The 18,821-nt window shown below is 62.2% G+C and carries 17 protein-coding genes, 1 tRNA gene and 1 pseudogene; 12 read left to right on the top strand and 7 right to left on the bottom strand.

Annotation, left to right across the window (positions count from 1 at the left end; translation table 11 throughout):
• Positions 1 to 101: 101 nt before the first annotated feature.
• The 6 genes and pseudogenes from HMPREF2990_RS10165 to HMPREF2990_RS10135 all read left to right on the top strand — a co-directional run bounded on the left by HMPREF2990_RS10165 (position 102) and on the right by HMPREF2990_RS10135 (position 5,016).
• Positions 102 to 875: a glycosyltransferase gene (locus tag HMPREF2990_RS10165; RefSeq protein ID WP_070764516.1), complete on the top strand. Its 774-nt coding sequence runs from the start codon at positions 102 to 104 to the stop codon at positions 873 to 875.
• Between the two features lie 100 nt (positions 876 to 975).
• The gene (locus HMPREF2990_RS10160; protein WP_070764515.1) at positions 976 to 1,701 is read left to right on the top strand and encodes a glycosyltransferase family 2 protein; all 726 of its coding nucleotides are present in this window, start codon (positions 976 to 978) and stop codon (positions 1,699 to 1,701) included.
• Entirely contained in the window at positions 1,698 to 2,063 is a 366-nt protein-coding gene (locus HMPREF2990_RS10155; protein WP_070764514.1) for a DUF2304 domain-containing protein, read from the top strand. Before HMPREF2990_RS10160 ends, HMPREF2990_RS10155 begins: the two co-directional genes overlap by 4 nt.
• 6 nt (positions 2,064 to 2,069) lie before the next feature.
• A complete protein-coding gene (locus tag HMPREF2990_RS10150) occupies positions 2,070 to 2,798 on the top strand; it encodes a DsbA family protein (RefSeq protein ID WP_246817521.1) in 729 nt (242 codons plus the stop codon).
• A gap of 76 nt (positions 2,799 to 2,874) precedes the next feature.
• Entirely contained in the window at positions 2,875 to 4,014 is a 1,140-nt protein-coding gene (locus tag HMPREF2990_RS10145; protein ID WP_070764513.1) for a DNA cytosine methyltransferase, read from the top strand.
• Positions 3,995 to 5,016, top strand: a pseudogene (locus HMPREF2990_RS10135) (DUF4928 family protein). The gene HMPREF2990_RS10145 and the pseudogene HMPREF2990_RS10135 overlap by 20 nt, the downstream one beginning before the upstream one ends.
• A gap of 9 nt (positions 5,017 to 5,025) precedes the next feature.
• On the opposite strand, the gene HMPREF2990_RS10130 reads toward HMPREF2990_RS10135, so the two are convergent.
• Positions 5,026 to 5,652, bottom strand: coding sequence for an MBL fold metallo-hydrolase (locus HMPREF2990_RS10130; RefSeq protein ID WP_070764510.1), 627 nt, complete (start codon positions 5,650 to 5,652; stop codon positions 5,026 to 5,028).
• Positions 5,653 to 5,677: 25 nt separating this feature from the next.
• Positions 5,678 to 6,778, bottom strand: coding sequence for an S-(hydroxymethyl)mycothiol dehydrogenase (locus HMPREF2990_RS10125; protein WP_070764509.1), 1,101 nt, complete (start codon positions 6,776 to 6,778; stop codon positions 5,678 to 5,680).
• A gap of 57 nt (positions 6,779 to 6,835) precedes the next feature.
• Between HMPREF2990_RS10125 and HMPREF2990_RS10120 the strand changes: the two genes are divergently transcribed.
• Positions 6,836 to 7,171, top strand: a complete 336-nt coding sequence (locus HMPREF2990_RS10120; protein ID WP_070764508.1) for a PadR family transcriptional regulator — start codon at positions 6,836 to 6,838, stop codon at positions 7,169 to 7,171.
• Positions 7,168 to 8,127 carry a hypothetical protein gene (locus HMPREF2990_RS10115; protein ID WP_070764507.1) on the top strand — a complete coding sequence of 320 codons (960 nt, stop codon included), beginning with the start codon at positions 7,168 to 7,170 and terminating at the stop codon, positions 8,125 to 8,127. The genes HMPREF2990_RS10120 and HMPREF2990_RS10115 overlap by 4 nt, the downstream gene beginning before the upstream one ends.
• On the opposite strand, the gene HMPREF2990_RS10110 is transcribed toward HMPREF2990_RS10115, so the two are convergent.
• Positions 8,111 to 8,947, bottom strand: coding sequence for a GDSL-type esterase/lipase family protein (locus HMPREF2990_RS10110; protein WP_070764506.1), 837 nt, complete (start codon positions 8,945 to 8,947; stop codon positions 8,111 to 8,113). The two genes, HMPREF2990_RS10115 and HMPREF2990_RS10110, sit on opposite strands and share 17 nt — an antisense overlap.
• A 200-nt stretch (positions 8,948 to 9,147) precedes the next feature.
• Between HMPREF2990_RS10110 and HMPREF2990_RS10105 the strand changes: the two genes are divergently transcribed.
• Both HMPREF2990_RS10105 and HMPREF2990_RS10100 read left to right on the top strand, forming a co-directional pair.
• Positions 9,148 to 10,818, top strand: a complete 1,671-nt coding sequence (locus HMPREF2990_RS10105) for an AMP-binding protein (protein WP_070764505.1) — start codon at positions 9,148 to 9,150, stop codon at positions 10,816 to 10,818.
• On the top strand, positions 10,818 to 11,972 hold the full coding sequence (locus tag HMPREF2990_RS10100) for an MFS transporter (RefSeq protein WP_070764504.1): 1,155 nt from the start codon (positions 10,818 to 10,820) through the stop codon (positions 11,970 to 11,972). Before HMPREF2990_RS10105 ends, HMPREF2990_RS10100 begins: the two co-directional genes overlap by 1 nt.
• A gap of 291 nt (positions 11,973 to 12,263) precedes the next feature.
• Here the strand turns inward: HMPREF2990_RS10100 and HMPREF2990_RS10095 are convergent, their stop codons facing one another.
• Positions 12,264 to 12,605, bottom strand: coding sequence for an ATP-binding protein (locus tag HMPREF2990_RS10095; protein ID WP_256380992.1), 342 nt, complete (start codon positions 12,603 to 12,605; stop codon positions 12,264 to 12,266).
• A gap of 256 nt (positions 12,606 to 12,861) precedes the next feature.
• Between HMPREF2990_RS10095 and HMPREF2990_RS10090 the strand changes: the two genes are divergently transcribed.
• Entirely contained in the window at positions 12,862 to 13,206 is a 345-nt protein-coding gene (locus tag HMPREF2990_RS10090; protein WP_070764503.1) for a hypothetical protein, read from the top strand.
• 1,111 nt (positions 13,207 to 14,317) lie between these two features.
• Here the strand turns inward: HMPREF2990_RS10090 and HMPREF2990_RS10080 are convergent.
• From HMPREF2990_RS10080 to HMPREF2990_RS10065, 3 genes are all read right to left on the bottom strand, one after another.
• Complete coding sequence (locus HMPREF2990_RS10080) at positions 14,318 to 14,965, bottom strand: hypothetical protein (RefSeq protein WP_070764501.1); 648 nt, start codon at positions 14,963 to 14,965, stop codon at positions 14,318 to 14,320.
• 948 nt (positions 14,966 to 15,913) lie between these two features.
• Positions 15,914 to 15,989: transfer RNA gene (locus HMPREF2990_RS10070), tRNA-Thr, on the bottom strand.
• A 74-nt stretch (positions 15,990 to 16,063) separates the two neighbouring features.
• Positions 16,064 to 17,290, bottom strand: a complete 1,227-nt coding sequence (locus tag HMPREF2990_RS10065; protein WP_070764499.1) for a DNA polymerase III subunit delta' — start codon at positions 17,288 to 17,290, stop codon at positions 16,064 to 16,066.
• 37 nt (positions 17,291 to 17,327) lie between these two features.
• On the opposite strand from HMPREF2990_RS10065, the gene HMPREF2990_RS10060 reads away from it, so the two are divergent.
• Positions 17,328 to 18,821 (top strand): adenylate/guanylate cyclase domain-containing protein (locus HMPREF2990_RS10060; protein ID WP_070764498.1); only part of this gene is annotated, 1,494 nt, incomplete at its 3' end.

The following is an 18,821-nucleotide window of genomic DNA, read 5'->3' as shown; positions in this document are numbered from 1 at the left end:
CGAAAGCTCAGGGCTTCAGACAAAATAGCCCTGAGATCGCACGTTCACTTTTCGAAGAAAAGCAGGTCAAGCCATTGCGCGTAGGCGAAGTCACAGTACTCATGTCCGTGTACGCAAAAACGCAACCTGGCGACCTTGCTTTCGCTTTGGAGAGCCTGCAGGCACAGACTCGACCTCCCGAACGCATCCTCGTGGTTCTCGACGGCCCGATCTCTCCGGATGTCCGCGAGCTCCTCAGCAAAGTCGATACGTTACCACTGCCGAAAAACGTTGGTCTCGGGAAAGCTCTGGCTGCAGGTCTTCATGCAGTGGATACCGAATTTGTCGCACGCCTCGACTCAGACGATGCCGCTTTCCCGCACCGCATCGAGACCCAGCTTCGCTTCCTTAACGAGCACCCCGACATCTCGGCAGTCGGTTCATCCATGAGGGAGTTTAACGACTCAGGTCACGGCAATGTCAGAGCACTACCGGAAACCCCCTCAGCAATCGCAAAGTACGTCCGTCTAAATTCCCCAATGAACCACCCTTCTGTAATGTTTCGCACCGCCGACGTGCTTGCCGCAGGAGGCTACCGTGATCTGCATGGCATGGAGGACTATGACCTATGGGCACGCATGATCTCGCAGGGGAAAAAGCTTTATAATCTTCCGGAACCTCTGACATACTTCCGAGTGGATCAAGAGCAGTTCAGACGCCGTTCCGCGAAAAATGTACGCAAGGCTGAAAGGGCACTTCAGTCGGCACTTGTCCGATATGGCCTTGTCTCACCGATGCGTGCGCGTCTCAACTTCGTACTCCGAAACCTTTATCGCGCGCTCCCGCTACAGCTTATGCAGCGTGCGTATAGTGTGTTGTTCCATCGAGGTAAGTGAGCAGCCGGGTTAGGAACCCTTTCACCCACTATTCCTCACAGGCTGCTCACACGCGTGTACGCCCTACTTTTCCACCGTGCGCGGTAACGTATTGCACGCTATGAACGATTCCCGCGACACTTACCCGGATGCAGGCCAGGAGTCCTATGACGACACCTGGCTGATCGTCCCCTGCTACAACGAGGGGCAGGTTATCCAAGAGGTGCTGACGAGTGCGCGGGAGACCTTCCCCAACATCGTGGCGGTCGACGACGGCTCCCGCGACAACTCCGCGCAAGCCATCCACGCCGCGGGCGCGCACCTGGTCAACCACCCGGTGAACCTGGGCCAGGGTGCAGCGATCCAGACAGGCGTGGAATACGCCCGCGCCCAGCCCGGCGCGAAGTACTTCGTCACCTTCGACGCCGACGGCCAGCACCAGGTCAAAGACGTCAAGCGCATGATCCACCGGCTGCGCACCGAGCCCATCGACATCGTGGTGGGCACCCGCTTCGCCGGGCAGGAAAAAACGCAGGTGCCATGGATCAAGCGGGTCGTGCTGAAAACCGTGGTGTTTCTCTCCCCGCGCACCCGCCGGCTGGGATTGACGGACGCGCACAACGGGCTGCGCGCCTTCAACGCCAAGGTGGCAGGCGAGATGAACATCCGGATGAACGGGATGTCGCACGCCTCCGAGATCGTCACCATGATCGATGAGCACGGCTGGCGGGTCGCCGAAGAGCCGGTGGACATTCTGTACACGGAGTACTCCATGAGCAAGGGCCAATCCCTGATCAACGGCGTGAATATCCTCGCCGACGGCATCGTGGCAAGGAGGCTACCGTGATCCAGTTCTTCCTCATCCTGGCCACCCTGGTGCTGGCCATCTACTTCTTCACCCACCGTAAGAAGGCGAACGCGAAAGCGTGGGTCAAGCTCGGATTCGTCGTGCTCGTGTTCGCGGCGATCTGGGCGATTCTGCGCCCCGACGATGTGACTATCCTGGCCAACTGGCTCGGCGTCTCACGCGGCACAGATCTCATGCTCTACGCGCTGATCTTCGCGTTCTTCTTCACCACCATCTCCACATGGACGCGCTTCCGCGAGCAGGAGCTGCGCTACGCGCGCCTGGCGCGGGCGGTGGCCCTGCAAAACGCGGTGCGCCCGGAAGATACGCTGGGGATCACAGACAAATCGAACAAGGAGTAATTCCGCGTGAGCGATACGAAGATCCCGCCCCTGATGTGGGCCTTTACCGCCGTGCTGGCGCTCGGTACGGGCGTAGGCGGCTACGTGCTCGGTAGCCAGAGCGCTACCCCGCCGACGGCGACTGAGACGCAGCAGGCGCCGGCCGCGGGCGAAGCCGCAGGTGAGAAGGAAGCGAAGGTGGAGGTTGCTCGTCGAGAAGCGGATGACCCGATGGCACTTGGCGACGTCGACGCACCCGTCGTCATCTCCGAGTTCTCCGACTGGGCCTGCCCCTACTGCATGCGCTTCGCGGCGGAGACGATGCCGGAGATTGTGAAGCAGTACGTGGAGACCGGCAAGGTGCGCTACGAGATGAACGACTTTGTCATCAACGGCCAAAGCGCACTCAACGGCGCACGCGCGGGCCGCGCCGCCGCCGACCAGGGCAAGTTCTTCGAGTTCCAGGAAGCTTACGTGGCGGCCGCTTCCAAGGTAGACGGCCACCCGGACTTCAGCCTCGATGAGCTGGTCGGCTTTGCAGTAGAAGCAGGCGTACCGGATCTCGAGCAATTCCGCGCGGATATGGAAAGCGACAAGTACGACCAGGCGCTCACCGAGGCGAACAAGCTCGCCCAGCAGGCCGGTTTCAACGCCACCCCGAGCTTTTCCATCAACGGCCAGGTCCTCGAGGGCGCGCTGCCGTACGAGAAGTTCGCCGAGGTCATCGACGCCGAGCTGGAGAGGGCCGGGGCGTAGGGTCGAGCAAGAATTCGAATGCGGTTTTCGCTAAGCTAGACAGCCTTAAGATCATCTGCTCCTCGAGGAGTCTCCTATGCCGCATTTGCACCCCGTCCACGCCACCGACCAGCTGACCGCGATTGAGTTTTTCGCAGGTATCGGTCTCGCGCGGGCTGGGATGGCTGACGCAGGAATCTCGACGGTCTGGGCAAACGATTACGACAAGAACAAGTTCGCCATGTACTCGGGCCAGTGGGGCGACGATGACTTTGCGCTGGAGAACGTATTTGACGTTGACCCAGACCAGGTGCCAGCCGCAGACATTGCCTGGTCTTCCTCTCCCTGCACAGATCTCTCACTGGCTGGGAAGCGGGATGGGATCAGCGGTCGGGAATCATCCGCGTTCTTTGGTTTCACCAATGTCCTTCGCGGAATGGGAGATCGCAGACCAAACGTCGCAGTCTTAGAGAATGTCGTTGGCCTGGCTTCTTCCCACGGTGGCGACGATCTTCGCGCTGCAATCAGGGAATTCAACGAACTCGGATACGCGGTGGATGTCGTCACCATCGACGCACGCAGGTTTGTCCCGCAGTCCCGCCCAAGACTCTTCCTTATCGGTGCAAAGCAACCGCTTGACGGCGGCAAAGGCGACACGGCGCTGCGACCAGATTCTGTGGCGTGGGTACACCAGGAAGATGACCTGCGCACCTTCAAGTTCCCGTTCCCGGCTATCGCTGCTCCCCGCAAAGACGGGTTCAGCAGCGAGATCGAGCACCTTGCAGACGACGATCCGCGGTGGTGGGACAGCCAGCGTACCGAGGCTTTCATCAGCTCCATGTCGCCAACACAGCGGCTCCGCGCCGATGGGTTTATCAACGCGCGAGCTATGACCGCGCGTACTGCCTACCGGAGAACCCGCAACGGCGTTCCCACCTGGGAAATGCGCGCTGAAGACATCGCGGGTTGCTTGCGCACAGCGCGCGGCGGTTCATCGAAGCAGGCGGTGGCGGTCATGGGGCACGGCCAGATCCGAGTTCGCTGGATGACCGGACTCGAGTACGCACGCCTCATGGGTGCCGGGTGGTACAACCTCAATGGTTTACGTGAGTCCCAGGTCCACTACGGTTTTGGCGACGCGGTGGCAGTGCCAGTTGTGTCTTGGCTTTCACGAGAGGCGCTGGTTCCGCTTGCTTTGGAAACTCGAGGAGACACATATGGCGAACACGCCCTCTAATAGCGTCGGCGCGAGTCGAGTGGAAGAAGCGCTCAGCGAACTTCTTGGTGAAGCAACAGACTGGTACGAGGACCACCGCAAGCGAGATAAGAGCGCGAGAACAAATACGATCAACGTCGGTTTGATCGTCTCCAGGATGGTCCGCGAAGGCTTGCCGATCACCCAAGAGCGTCTACTCTCAGAAAACCAAAGTCAGGTTCGCGGCCTCTCCGGCACGGCAATGAAGAAAATCCTGGCGGAGCACGGTGAGCACAGAAATATACGTCTGAGGGTGGGAGAACCTCACGCGGGACTATCCCTAAGGCGCAGGGCCTCGTTGAGCGTTGGAATCGCGTCAACATCGACGGACTGGATGTTGCGGTTCTGGCAGATCAGCTCGAGTCCTTTTTCGTCGAAAAAGCCAAAGTTGATTACTTTGACAAGCAGCGGATCAAAGTCGATCTGAACCATAACAAGCCCGTCGCGCTCACTGTTGGCGAGATCCTCAAGGCAGCTGCTGCCAGGGATGATCGCCCCACCGGCTCGGTGCTCCAGCATCTCATCGGCGCAAAGCTTGAGCTCCGCTTTCCAGATCTCGATGTTGGACGGGACAAAGCCACCACGGCAGATCTCCAGACTGAACGCAATGGCGATTTTCAGATCGGCACGACCGCGTTCCACGTGACTGTTTCTCCGATGGAGAAGCTCATGGACCGGTGCCGGGATAACCTCGCTGAAGGGGTGCGACCCGTAATTATCGTCCCTGCATCTCGCGTTCTGGCGGCGAAACAGCTTGCTGAAGTTGCCGCGATTGACCAGAGCGTAGGAGTCGTCGAGGCAGAATCCTACATTGGGACAAACATCGAAGAGCTCGCACTGTACAATTCCGACCGGATCCGCGAGAGCCTCGCTCGCTTGATTCGCCGCTACAACGACCGCATCACGGACGTTGAATCCGACCTCTCCCTGCGCATCGACGAGCCAAAATGGCTGAGCAAGATGGCAGACGAGCGAGGCTTCTAAGCCACAGCCCTAGTAGCCGCGGCGGATCCACTCCTCCAGATGCGGTGCCTCATCACCGATGGTGGTGTGGTCACCGTGGCCGGTGCGCACCACCGTCTCCGCTGGCAGGTCCAGTACGGAGGTCTGCAGGGAGTGGATGATGGTGTCGAAGGAGGAGAAGGAGCGTCCCGTTGCGCCCGGCCCGCCCTGGAAAAGGGTGTCGCCGGAGAAGAGCTCGCCTGCCTCGGGCGCGTAGATCACCACGGAGCCGGGCGAGTGGCCCGGGGTAGACAAGACCTTGAGGTCGGTGCCTGCGATGTGGAACGTGGCACCGTCGAGAAGCTGCTCATAGTGCGCGTTGGGGTTCTCGCGCTGCCACAAAAAGCCGTCGGTGGGGTACAGGTAGACCGGCGCGTTGACCAGGCGGGAAAGCTCGGGCGCGGCGTCGATGTGGTCGGAGTGGCCGTGGGTGGCGATGATGCCCTTGACGCGGCGGTTCCCCACCGCGGCGGCGATCGCCTTGGCGTCGTGGGCGGCGTCGATGATGTAGACCTCGCTGTCGTCGCCGACGATCCAGACGTTGTTGTCCACTTCCCACTCACCGCCGTCGAGCTTGAACAGGCCAGAGGTGACAACGTTATCTACACGGAAAGTCATGGTGGTCCTTTCGGGGTTGGGCGGGCTAGAACTCGACGACGCTGCGCAGCACGTCGCCGCGCTTCATCTTGGCAAAAGAATCCTCCACATCGCTGATTCCAATGCGCTCGGAGACGAACTCGCCGAGCGGGAAGCGGCCCTGCAGGTGCAGGTCGACGTAGGTGGGGAAGTCGCGCTCCGGGAGGCAATCGCCGTACCAGGCGGGCTTAATCGAGCCGCCGCGGCCGTAGACGTCGATGGCGGGCACGTCGATGTGGTCGGTCTGGTTGGGCACACCCACCATGACCATGCGGCCTGCCAGGTCGCGCGAGTAGAAGGCCTGGCGCCAGGTGGGCTGGATGCCGACGGCGTCGATGGCGACGTCGGTGCCGAAGCCGTCGGTAAGCTCGCGCACCTTATCGATAACCTCCTGCTCACTCAAACCCTTCGAGCAGATCGCGTGAGTGGCACCGAAGGTTTCGGTGGCGGCGTCGCACTTACGCTGGTCAAGGTCGACGGCGATGACCGTGGTCGCGCCCGCAAGCGCCGCGCCAGCGACGGCAGCCAGGCCAACGCCGCCCAGGCCGAAGACCGCGACGGAATCGCCGCGCTGGACCTCGCCCGTGTTCACGGCGGCACCGAGGCCAGCCATGATGCCGCAGCCGAGCAGGCCCGCAGCGGCCGGGTCCTCGTCCGGGTTCACCTTGGTGCACTGCAGCTCGTGGACCAGGGTCTTCTCCGCGAAGGAACCGATGCCCAGCGCCGGGGTGAGCTCCGTGCCGTCCTCCAAGGTCATGCCCTTGGAAGCGTTGTGGGTGTTAAAGCAGTTCTTCGTGTCCCCCTTGCGGCAGGCGCGGCACTCGCCGCACACCGCGCGCCAGTTCAGCACGACGAAGTCGCCGGGGGCGACGTGGGTGACGTCCGCGCCGACCGAGTCGACCACGCCGGCCGTCTCGTGGCCGAGCAGAAATGGGTACGCGTCCTCGATATCGCCGTCGCGGTAGGCCAGGTCCGTATGGCACACGCCGGTGGCCTGGACTTTCACCACCACATCGTTCGGGCCAGGCTCGGGGATAACGATAGTGGTGACCTCGACGTCTGCGCCCTTCTCGCGGGCGATTACTCCTTGAACCTTTTGTGCAGTCATACTCCCCCACCGTACCAACTCTTGACACGTACCTAGGTACGTTTCATACTTAGGTACATGAGCTTCCCTCAACCGTGGATCCGCGCCTTTATGCCCACCGCGGTGCTGCGCTGCCTTCGCGACGGCCCCGCGCACGGCTACGCCATCGCGCAATCGCTCGAGGCGCTCGGCTTCGGCAGGCCGAAGGGCGGATCCCTCTACCCCGTACTCGGCAAGCTCGAGGACGCCGGGCTCATCCAGGCCCACTGGACCCAAAGCGAGAGCGGCCCGGGCCGAAAAACCTACGCGATTACCGCCGAGGGCGAGGCTGAGCTCGCTGCCCACAGCGCACAGCTCGACCAGCTCCGTGCTTCGCTTTTTAACGACCCCGCTACCCGAAAGGACACGAAATGAGCCGTTGGACTGACCGCGCAACCCTCGTACTGACCCTCAACCACGGCTTTTCCCGCGACGCCGCGGAACGGGCCGCAGGCGACGCCGCAGCGCACGCGCAAGCCGACGGACTGACCCCCGAGGCCGCTTTCGGCACAGCCGACGAATGGGCCGAGCAACACGCCGCCGAAGTACGCGACGAGCTCGCGCACGGAGGCACAGACCCATTCGTTGGCGAAGAGAGGGCGCGCCCGCCACGCCTTACATGGATCTTCTTCGTGGCCGCAGCCGGCTTCGCGCTCGGGCTCACCGTTGTCACCTGGAATGACGATGTCTCCCTCGGCATGGTGGTCACCCCAGCGATCCTCGCGTTCGGGTTGAGCGTCACGCTGGCCACCTACTGGAATCTCTACACCCGCATGGCGAAGTGGAAGGCCGGTGCCCTCTCCGCTATCCCGCTCGTGGCGATCAGCCTGCTCGGCGCGTGGGCCATCATGGCGCTGGACAAGTTTGGCCTGCCGTTCGGCAACGAGTGGGGCCTCATCCTCGCGCTCATCTTTGCGGCCGCGGCGTTCTTCCTACCGTGGAAGAAACAGGGCCCAGAAGAACACACGCCCCGTGGCGACTGGGACACCACGGTCGCGGGTGAGCTGCGGGCCCGCGGCGAGTACCACGAGCGCGAGATCCGCGAGACCATCGCGGAGGCACATGCGTTCGCCGCAGAAAACGGCACAAGCGTGGAAGAAGAGTTCGGCGATCCGAAGCGCTACGCGCACAGCCTCCCGGCGCGGCCAAAACGCAGGCTCGAGCGCACTGCCCGCATCAACGCAGGTTTGTTCTTGATCGTCCTCGCTAATGCGGGCTTGAACTGGTTCAGCGAAGGCGGGCCGAATATGGTCGCCGTCTATCTCTTCGGCTTCGCTGCGGTGTGCTCTGCCGCAGCGGTGGTCATGTCCGTAATTAGGATGCGGCGATAACGCGGGCGACGTGCGCGTGGCCGCGCTGGTTGACGTGGATAGGCAGGTTGCCCGGCCCGCCGTAGAAGTCCACCAGGCCGGCCCACATGCGCTTATTATCGGGCGCGCACATGTTGTTGTGCCAGGTCGAAGGCTTCAAGTCCAAAAACTCAATGCCTGTCGCGCGTGCCAGGTCCACCTGGGCCCACTGCGCGGAGTCCTCCCACTCCTGCACCGCGGCGAACGGGGTCGTATCCGACACGTTCGGCGCGATGTGGAAGAGGCAAACCTTGTCGCCCTGCGTGATCTTGGGGTAGCCCACGATCTGGATGCGCGCGTTCGGGGCGGCGGCGCGGATGCGGTTAATCTGCGGCACCATGGCGGCGACAAAGTCGCGTCGGAAAGCGGCGCGATTGCGGCCGTCATTGTGGTACGTGTCATTGAACCCGGTGGAGATGATCACGCGGGCGGTATTGCGGTTGAGCCCACCGTCGCGCGCCGCACGGGTGACCTGCGAGGAAAACTGCGGGCCCTTCTGGATGGAGACGGTGCCGGTGCAGGAGTAGTCCCAGGCCGGCAGACCAAGGCGGGCCGCTGCCTGCTTGCCCCAGCTGGTCGGCGAGGTCGGGCACCACGTGGTCACCGAGGATGAGCCGCGCGAGTCGAGCCCGAGCTTGCCGGCCGCCCACTGCGGGCCACTCGGGTCCGCGATGACGGAGTCACCGAAGATCACCATGTTGCGCTGCTGCGCCCCCGCGCTTGGCGCGGCAACGACGCCGAGTGCGGCGAGGACAGCCGCGCAGATGGCGGCAAGTGTTGTGCGTAAGCGTGTGCTCGTCATTGTGCGTGTGCTCCCGTTTGCGAAAGAACTTTGTACAGAGTAATCATCCCAAGGTCACAGCGAAACGTTACCCGTATCATACTCTCCTAACAACACAAGTTAACACGAGTGCACAATTGTCACACTACTGAACGTTTTGCAATACTAAACAGATACACTTATCGCCCGTACGCCAATTTCGGGAAAGAAGGACTACAGCCATGCACAAACCCGCGCTGACCCCCTCCCGCGTCGCGTTCACTGCGCGCTCCGCCGTGCGCTTCCTGCGCGCCGCCAACCGCGCCGGCCTCATCAGCGGCGAGGGCGGCCCGAAAGCCATGCTCGCCCTCGTCCCCAACCTCGCGCGCTACCATTTCACCACCGCCCGCGAGGTCGAGCAGGGTGCAGCAGCAGTGCCCGAGCGCACCGCGCTTATCGACGACGACGGGCTCCTCTCCTACCGCCAACTCCGCGATCAATCGCGCACACTCGGCCGCTGGCTCCTTCAAGTCCAGCAGGACAAGGGCCTCGACGCCCTACGCATCGGTGTCATGGCACGCAACGGCCGCGGCATCATCCTGCCGCTCGCCGCGAAGGGCTACACCGGCGGCACGATCTTCCTGCTCAACATCGGCTCGTCCCCCGAGCAACTCGCCGGGATCATCGCAGAAAACAACATTGACATCCTGTTCATCGACGACGAGTTCGCCGACCGCATCCCCGAAGGCATCGAGCACGTCACGCGCGTGTGGGCGCACACCACCCGCGACCACGGCGACGAGCTGACCCAGGCGGGCATCATCGCCCGCGGCACGCGCGGCTTGCCAAAGCTGCCGCTGTTCCCCAAGCACGGCGACATGGTGCTCATGTCTTCCGGCACCTCCGGCATCCCGAAGGGCATCCTGCGCCCGGAGCCGAAGATGCCGCTGGTGGTCGCCGGATACCTCGAGGCCATGCCGTTTCGCTCCGGCCACACCATCCAGATGACGGCGTCCATCTTCCACACCTGGGGCTGGTCCGCGCTCAACATCACGCTCGGCGTGCGCGGCACCGTGGTCACCCAGCGCGTCTTCGACCCCGAAAACGTCTTCCGCCAGCTACAGCAGTACCGCTGCGACGGGATGATCTCCTCTCCCATCTTCTTCAAACAGATGCTGGACATCCCCGACAACGAGCGCTTCGACACCTCGCACCTGAAGTTCATCGGCTCCGCCGGCAACGCGCTGACCCCGGCGATCGTCGAGCGCATGCACGAACGTTTCGGCCCCATCCTGGCCAACATCTACGGGTCCACCGAGCTCGCACTTGCTGCAGCCGCCGACCCCGCGCTGCTGGCTAGCGACGCCTCCGTCGCCGGCCGCGTCCCGCCGGGCACCATCCTGAAGATCTACGACGACAACGACAACGAGGTCCCCCAGGGCGAAGTCGGCCGCATCTTCCTCAACAACGAAACCGCACTTCGCGGCTACACCAACCCGGAGACCCCGCTGGTCACCATCGACGGGCTGGTGGAGATGGGCGACCTCGGCTACTTCGACGAACACGGCTATCTGCACGTTTTAAGCCGCAACGACGACATGATCATCGTCGGCGGCGAAAACGTCCACCCCCAGTCCGTCACCGAGGTCCTCGAACGCATGCCCGGCATCGACGAGCTGCACTCCGGCGGCGTCGACGACCCGGACACGTTTAAGCGCATCGCCGTCTGGGTCGTGCCGGAGCGTTCCGAGGCCGGTAAGCGCCTGACCGCCCAGGCCGTGCGCGACTGGGTCCGCGCCAACCTGGCCGACCACTCCATCCCCCGCGACGTGAACTTCGTCCGCTCGCTGCCGCGCAACGCCACCGGCAAGGTCGTACCGCGCCTGCTGCCAGAAAGCCGCCGGGAGGACTAATGGCGCGCGCCACGTACGCGCTCACCCTCGCGTTCCTCATTACGGCCGGGTGGTCCGCAAACCACTTCGCGTCGGTACTGGTGCTGCTGCGCCGCGACCACGACGTCTCCGCCGTGTTGGCCAACAGCGCCTACGGCATCTACGCGGTTGGGCTCTTCCCCAGCCTGCTCATCGGCGGGTGGGTCGCCGACCGCTTCGGGTCGCGGCCCGCAGTGGTTGCGGGCACCATCATCGCGGCTGCGGGCAATGTCTACCTCATGCTGGGCATCCCCGGACACGGGTTGCTCCTCGGCCGCTTCATCGTCGGTCTCGGGGTGGGCCTGGTCGTCAGCGCCGGCACCGCTTGGGCCGGCAGGCTCCGCGGCGCGAGCGGCGCAACCGCCGCGGGCATCGCCTTGACCACCGGGTTCATGCTTGGTCCGGTTTCCTCCGGTGTAGTCGCTCACCTGGCTGCGGACGCGGTGAAGGTCCCGTTCGTGGTGCCGATTGTGATGGCTGTGGGGGTGATGGTGGCGTCGATAAGCATGCGCGACGACGGCGCGCCTGCGGTGACGCAGACTGCTGAGGCTCGTTCCGCGCACAGCGAGGCTAAGGCGCTCGCGACGGCGGTGCCGATGGGGATCTGGGTTTTCGCCTCAATCACGACGGCGATGGTGGTGCTGGCCGGGCGCACCGACTTTGCCATCGGTGCCGCGTTCATGCCCGGCGTGGCCGCTGTACTGGGCTTTAGCGTGGCACTAACCGTGCAGGCACTCGCCCGGCGCGGGCAGTGGGGACCGCGCGCAGGCGTGGTCGGGGCGCTCGGAGCGACCGGCGGCATGGCGCTCATCGCGGTAGGCGGGGCACGACCTTCTGCCGGCGTCTTCCTGGCTGCTACCGCGCTGCTCGGGCTGGCGTACGGGCTGTGCCTGCGCGAGGGGCTTCTCGACGTCGACGAGTACACCCCGCCCGAAAAACGCGGCCGCGTCATCGGGCTGTACTACGTGGCGACCTACATCGGGTTTGGGATCTCGCCATTGATCGCGTGGATCACGCCGCGCGTCGGGCCGAGTCTGCCGTTTGCGGTGTTCGCCGTGCTCGCTGCGTGCTCCGCGCTCATCCGCAGCGTGCAGATTCGGCGCGGGTACCTGGTGCGCGGGGTTGTTGGGGGTTGAGGTTTCGTCGGTGTGCGGCGTCGTGGGTGTGCAGGCCTAGATGGAGCTAGCTCCGTTTAGCCGATGTGGCGATGCACGACCTGGGATTTTATGGGGCGGTCGGGTGTAAATGGAGCTAGCTCCGTTTGGACAATGCAGCCTCGCGGGTTCGAGTGCATTGATCTCGTCGCTGATTGTTCAGAAGACTGAAATGGTAGCGGTGTGGTGAGTATCTGGTAGCGCCTGAGTGAGTATCCGGTAGCGCCTGAGTGAGTATCCGGTAGCGGTGTCTCACTCAGGCGTTGTTGGTGGTTATGCGTTGGTGGTCAGGCGCATGTTTGGTCCTTCGAGTGTGATGATCTCGGCGCCGGAGACGAGTCGGTTGAGGATTGACTCGGAGATCACGGCGTCGGGGATGGACTTGTACCACTCCAGTGGGGCGAATTGTGAGGTCACTATCGTTGAGACTTTGCCTTCTCGCCCGGCGAGGATGTTGAGAAGTTGGTGCGCGGTCGCGGCATCCACAGGTGTAGCCAGGAAGTCATCGAGGACCAGGACGTCGACGTCGTGGAGGTGCTGAATGAACTTCAGTCGTGCGGGGTCGGGCCCGGCCGTGTTGGGCCGGAGAAAGGTCGTGGAAAATGAGGAATAAATAGTGCGAACAGAGAGATAGCCAAATTCTCGGGCCGCAGAAGTTGGGGTTGAATTAGACTTCCTACTCGCCGTGTTTCATTAATGCCAGCACATCACATGTAACTCTGGGGCGTACCCTAATTGAAAGGGAACGTGAGTGAAGTGTGTTGGCCACAAGAGGTTGCGCTGGATATAACGTGGCACCACCACCCCCATTCCTTTAACTTGGAACGGTGCCAGGGAGACTTTACAGGGGAGTCTAATTAAGGAGGCTCTAATGAAAGTGTTAAAAACCCCACTCTGGAACCTAGAGGGTGGCGAACCGGTAGACGTTGACCATCATGTTGTTCGGATTAAGCTGTACAAAGATGAAGTCGTTGCGGAGTTTACGATTTCAGAGCTATGCAGCTTTTTTGGCCTTAAGGATCTGCATTGTTTGCGGCTACAATTTGAGGTCTGGCATGAATTGGCATCGTTCGAATGGGACTCTGAGGAATGTGTGCATCTTGAGCAAAAGCCGTTCACGGACTACTTTCACGCTTCAAAGATTTCCCATTGCTACGCTCCCCCCTCTCCTGATGCTGATCGTGGGGGATGGGAATGGGGGATGAAAAAGCTGTGAACATTAGGTTAAGTTCTCGGGGTGTGAACCAGAACGGGATATCGTGGTCTCATGATGAACCTCAGTTGTTCAGAAGACTGAAATGGTAGCGGTGTGGTGAGTATCTGGTAGCGCCTGAGTGAGTATCCGGTAGCGGAGGCTCGCCAGGGCTCCGCACCTGCGGCGAGTCGGTCAAGGGTTCAGAAATGGTGGCGTTGTCAGGGGCGGGTTTGATACCGGCGCTCCGAAGGCTCGGTACTGCCGCGTTCCAAGTAGTTGGTACCTGGACAGCAGAGCCGGGCCGGCTGTATGGCCCCGGCTGCAGGCATTACTCGTTCGAGCAGGCCACTGGGGGTGTCCTTGCGCATGGTGAAGACTTCTATGCGGGTTCGGTGTCCGCTATGTTGCAATCGGCTCTCCGGCAGCGTCATTCGCAACTGCCCGCAACGGTTCAGTAAGTCTTCGGCGCTGTGAACACTCGGGCCCCGGGCTCCCCAGAATGTCCCACCACCACTGCTGTCGGCCTGGAATCGAGACAACGGTGCAGTCCGCGAGTAGGGCTCCAGGCCTTTCCTTCGTATAACGGGTTGGAGCTGCCGCAGCATCACCGAAACACGGTACTTCCAGCATCAACTATGAAAGCGCCCTGCAGTACCGAGTACGCGGAGCACCGGTACCAACTACGCGGAATCGCGGTACCAACTACCCCGAATCGACAGGCATCAAGGATGGGCTTGGGCCGCTCCTGAAGCGAGATGAACTGCAACCGGGCTTGGTTCAATTTAGTGCCGAAGAGCCGGGGCCGACCGTGGAGATTTCCGCGGTATAGCTCCAATTTCATCAGCGGACTCCATCCGGAACGTGCTGCACCCGAATGAAGCGGATGCAGGAACCATCACCCTATGCAAGTTGAGCCGCTACCGGATGCTCACTGAAGCGCTACCGGTTAGTCACGACACTGCCACCAAATAGCCGGTCGCAACAGCTAACGAAGAAACCCCAGCTAAAACGGTTCGAACTGGGGTTTTCTGCCCGGCCTTGATCCAAATGGAGCTAGCCCCGTTTGGACAATGCAGCCTCGCGGGTTCGAGTGCGTTGATCTCGTCGCTGAGGCCTGCAATCAATGCCCTGCTCATATCCGGATAGCTGCGACAGACCATTCTTCTTCTAGGGGAAGATCACCCAAGATCGATTCAAAATCACGGGAGATGATCACGGGGCGGAATCCTTCTGCATAGAACGTTGCTTCTTTGGTCTTCTTTCCTCCAACACTCAACGCGATTTTCCCTTGCTCAGGTGGGTGGTGCCGAACTACAACATGATCGACGAGCGCTACAGCACTTGCCCATGATTCCTTGCCCACATCTTCAAGGCAATCCCGCGAATAGAAGTCAGGAAAGGGATTCCGCTGCACTGGAGAGATTCCAGGACGCGAAATTCTCTTCATGGCGACCGACCGAAGGTCCGAAAAGATAGCTACAGGGAGCGCCAAGTCCCACACAGCGAAGAGCTGCCGAAGGGGCAATCGGCCCTCCGCAGAGCGGACATTCACATGTACTTGGATAGCTTGTAGCTCTTTGATCATGTTGCGTGTGACGTCATTGAGTTCCCAGAGACCCGAAGAGACTTCCTCGTTCAAGGAACCCCCGGTGCTGGCGAAGCCAAGCGATAACTCTGCCCACCTAAAACGATCAAAAAGTAGGTCTACGTCTACTTCCACGGCGGCTGGGGCAGAGGCCTCGAGAATGATGTAGTTGTCCTCGTACACGGTGTAGGTCACACTGAAGCAGGGTAGCTCCACTTCTACGCCCAGAACGATGCCTGGGGCATCTAGATGAACGCTTTAATGCGGATGAGAGTTCCTGGACTTCCACTCACGCACCGCAAGAGCAGCAAGGAATAGCGCTACCGCTCCGCTGATGAAACCGGAAAACTGGGTTTCCGAACTTTGCACCATCCAGATGAACAAAAGGGAGGCCAACGCTGTCGCCAAAATCAAAAGAATGAATCGTCCACTCATATGACCTGTCTCCTATTCTCCTCGCCCGACGCGTTCTTGGTATTTGTCGTGAACTTCTTTACACGGACCAATAACTGCGGCACCGAGTTGCCCAACAGCACCACCCTCCAGCCACAGCGGTTAGTCCTGCAGCAACCGTTTGCACTTTGCATTGATCACATAGCCGCAGCTCTTCGTCCGTAAGCTTGGGAGGCATAGGGGCCTGCCACTGGTAAGTTCCGTCAGTTACGCACCCAGTCGACGGCGAGCACGGAACTAGCGAAGGGCCATCAATTTGCGCCTTAGCCGGCCCCCCAACCACTAACGCAGAAATCAAAACGATGGGGCAAACTTCCTGGTGTAATGCATTGCGGATCAACTCCTCTCGTACTCAATTCAGGTACCTCCCCAGTAAAGAAGAAGCACAAGTAATCATCAACCAGAGTTGCGTTTAGTTATGGAATCGATATTTATCTGATGCTCCGTGCCGTTCGATCTGCTCCTTATGTCTACTGGTGGCTTTGCATTACCATTTGAGGCGTAGAGATTGCATGTCGTGTGCAACTCCACATTGCCAGAGGCCCCGCTACGTGCGGGGCTTTTGTGCATCTAGGACCAGGCCCGCTGCTCCCCACTTTGTGTGATGTCGCTGATCGGGCTAATCGGCAACTGGACGCGCGAAACGACGACAAAACCCCAGCTAAAACGGTGTTCTAGCTGGGGTTTTGGTGGAGCCGCCTGCGAGAATCGAACTCGCGACCTTTTCATTACGAGTGAAACGCTCTGCCGACTGAGCTAAGGCGGCCGGACAACACGCATAGCGACGCTGTACCGGAAAACGATTGTAGTGCAGAAACCACTAAACGATAAACCAGCAGGTCAGCGTACGCCGCAAGCGACGCGCAGATGCCCGATCATGCCGTTGAACGCCACGGCTGGGGTCACCGACTGGTGCAGACGCGCGCGGCACTGGGCGATCGCGTCCAGGCAGGCGACCAGGCCGGAGGCAGGGACGCGTTCGGCGAGTTCGCGGGCGAGCGGTTCGAAATCGGGGTGGGTCAGCGGGACGTCGGCACCGGCCTGCACCACCAGCGCATCGCGGTACACGCCGGCGAGATCCACCAGGACCAGGTCGAAGACGTCACGCTTGCGGCGAGTGCTGCGCGCCTTCTGCCGGGCTTCGAGTTCCTTCAGCGAGCTCGCGGCCCCGCGCAGCGCCTTGGCCGCGCCCTTGCCCTTTGCGCCCATGCCGAGGGCCTGCTCGAGTTTGGCGCGCTCCGCGGCGTCTTCGTCCGCGTAGGAGTCGACTGCTTCCTTCTCCGTCGCCTTGATCAGCGAGCCAACAGCCTGGAAGGCGTACGCACCCTGGAAGATCAGCTCCGCCATGTTGATGGCCTGCGCTCGGCGCTTTTGGATCTCGGGGCTACGGACCAGAAGGCGGGCACGCCCGACGTGGCGCAGCGAGGTCGCCGCAGCGAGACGCGCGTCGTGTTCCGTGGCGCCCTCCTCCTGCATGAGGATGTTCACCAGCTCCGCCTCGGACGGCGAGGGGATATAGAGGTGTCGGCAGCGCGAGCGCAGCGTCTGGGAGAAGTCCTCCGGGTCTGTCGACGGCGCGAGCAGGATGATCACGGTGCGCTCAGGCGGCTCCTCCACCGTCTTCAGCAGCGCATCCGCCGCAGCCGGGTGGAGGCGGTCCGCGTTTTCGATAATCAGCACCCGGTAGGGCGCAACCGTCGGCATCCTTGCCGCCTGGGCAACGATCTCGCGGATGTAGTCCGTCTTAATAATCAGTTCCTTCGGCACCACGTGCACGATGTCGGTGTGCTGGCCCGCGAGCGCGTCAAGGCAGCCCTTGCACCGCCCGCACCCAACCTCGTTCGGGTCCGTGCACACCAGGGCTGCGGCGAAAGCCAGTGCGGCCTGCGAACGGCCCGAGCCGGGTGGGCCGGTAAAGAGCCAGGAGTGGGTCATGGCGTAGTCCTGGCGGGGGGCGTCGATAAGCGATTGCTCCCGCGCAGCGCTGGCCGCAGCAAGGATGACCTCGCGGACGTTTGGCGCATCCGCGAGGCGCTCGGCAACACTTCGAAACTGGGGCAGGTTCACAGCGCCCTAGCGTACTCGTTCGCTAAGGTAATACACCATGAACAGATTCTGGCACGGCTTGCGTTGGGTGTGGGGGACCTCCTGGCCCCTCTACGCCGCAACCGTGCTGGGAACGAACCTGCTTGGTGCCGCCGCCATCATGGTGTTCATCCGCTTCTTCATTCCGATGCCGGAGACCGAGCAGCTGGCGCTGCACAGCTCCACGCTCGGGCTGATCGGGCTGGTCTACGTCGCGTGCGCCGTGGTGCTGGGGATAGTTGTCACCTTCTTCCTCTTCCGACCGGTGCTGGAGTGGCAGCATCGGCCGCAAGACCACGACCCGAACATGGTGCGGCGGCTGGTGCTGCGACTGCCCGTGCTGCAAACCATGATCGTGGTAGTGGTGTGGTTGATCGGCATCACGATCCTCACCGTGCTCACCGCGCGCACGAGCGGGCGGTTCGCGGTGGTCATCTTCGTGGCCACTTCCATGGCCTGCTTCGTCACCGCCGTGCTGACCTACCTGCAGGCCGAGCGGCTGGTCCGCCCCATCGCGGCGGAGGCGCTGGCGCGCCGCTTCGAGGACGCCACGTTGGAGCCGCCGATCAAACAGCGCCTCTACATGACGTGGTTCACCACCTCGGCCGTGCCCATGCTGGGCATCGTCCTACTGTTCCTCGCCCAGTCCCGCGGCTACTTCACCAACACCCCAGGCGAGCTGCAACCGGCCGTGTTCGTGCTGGCGCTGTCCGCCATGGCCACCGGCGCGTTCGGCACCGCCTTTGTGATCATGAGCGTGGTCGACCCCATCAAGGAGCTGCAGGACGCCATCAACCGCGTGCGCCGCGGCGAGACCAACACGCAGGTCGACATCTACGACGGCTCTGAGATCGGCGTGCTCCAGGCGGGCTTCAACGAAATGATGCGGGGCCTGCGCGAGCGCCAGCGCGTGCGTGACATCTTCGGCCGCTACGTCGGCAGCGAGGTCGCACAGAAGGCTCTGGAGGAGAAGCCGGAGCTGGGTGGCGAGGACCGCAAGGTCGCCGTCGTCTTCGTCGACGTCGTCGGCTCCACCACCTTTGCCGTCAACCACACGCCCGAGGAGGTCGTGGCCGCACTCAACGACTTCTTCGAGGTTGTCGTCGAGGTTGTGCACCGCAACAAGGGCGTGATCAATAAGTTCCAGGGCGACGCCGCGCTCGCCGTCTTTGGGGCCCCAGTCTCGCTTCACGACGCGGCCTCGCACGCCCTCCAAGCCGCCCGCGAACTCCGCCAAGAACTCAACGGCCTTCAGCTCGAAGCCGGGGTGGGCGTGGCCTCCGGCCACGTCGTTGCGGGCCATATCGGCGGGCACGACCGCTTCGAGTACACCGTCATCGGCGACGCCGTCAACGCCGCGGCACGCCTGACCGAACTGGCTAAGGGCGTGCCCGGCCGCGTGCTGACCAACGCCGCCACGCTACGCGCCGCGAACGAGGTCGAGCAGCAGCGCTGGACGCTGATGAAGTCCGTGGAACTGCGCGGGCGCAACAAGATGACGCAGCTGGCCCGC

Source organism: Corynebacterium sp. HMSC071B10 (assembly GCF_001814825.1).
Classification (GTDB): domain Bacteria; phylum Actinomycetota; class Actinomycetes; order Mycobacteriales; family Mycobacteriaceae; genus Corynebacterium.
This window is presented reverse-complemented; position numbering and strand designations above follow the sequence as displayed.

Bases quoted from the DNA above. Each gene is read 5' to 3' on its own strand.
- HMPREF2990_RS10130 (WP_070764510.1), bottom strand. From the start codon at position 5,652: ATGACTTTCCGTGTAGATAACGTTGTCACCTCTGGCCTGTTCAAGCTC.
- HMPREF2990_RS10145 (WP_070764513.1), top strand. From the start codon at position 2,875: ATGCCGCATTTGCACCCCGTCCACGCCACCGACCAGCTGACCGCGATT.
- HMPREF2990_RS10120 (WP_070764508.1), top strand. From the start codon at position 6,836: ATGAGCTTCCCTCAACCGTGGATCCGCGCCTTTATGCCCACCGCGGTG.
- HMPREF2990_RS10160 (WP_070764515.1), top strand. From the start codon at position 976: ATGAACGATTCCCGCGACACTTACCCGGATGCAGGCCAGGAGTCCTAT.
- HMPREF2990_RS10100 (WP_070764504.1), top strand. From the start codon at position 10,818: ATGGCGCGCGCCACGTACGCGCTCACCCTCGCGTTCCTCATTACGGCC.
- HMPREF2990_RS10110 (WP_070764506.1), bottom strand. From the start codon at position 8,947: ATGACGAGCACACGCTTACGCACAACACTTGCCGCCATCTGCGCGGCT.
- HMPREF2990_RS10090 (WP_070764503.1), top strand. From the start codon at position 12,862: ATGAAAGTGTTAAAAACCCCACTCTGGAACCTAGAGGGTGGCGAACCG.
- HMPREF2990_RS10125 (WP_070764509.1), bottom strand. From the start codon at position 6,778: ATGACTGCACAAAAGGTTCAAGGAGTAATCGCCCGCGAGAAGGGCGCA.
- HMPREF2990_RS10165 (WP_070764516.1), top strand. From the start codon at position 102: ATGTCCGTGTACGCAAAAACGCAACCTGGCGACCTTGCTTTCGCTTTG.
- HMPREF2990_RS10105 (WP_070764505.1), top strand. From the start codon at position 9,148: ATGCACAAACCCGCGCTGACCCCCTCCCGCGTCGCGTTCACTGCGCGC.
- HMPREF2990_RS10115 (WP_070764507.1), top strand. From the start codon at position 7,168: ATGAGCCGTTGGACTGACCGCGCAACCCTCGTACTGACCCTCAACCAC.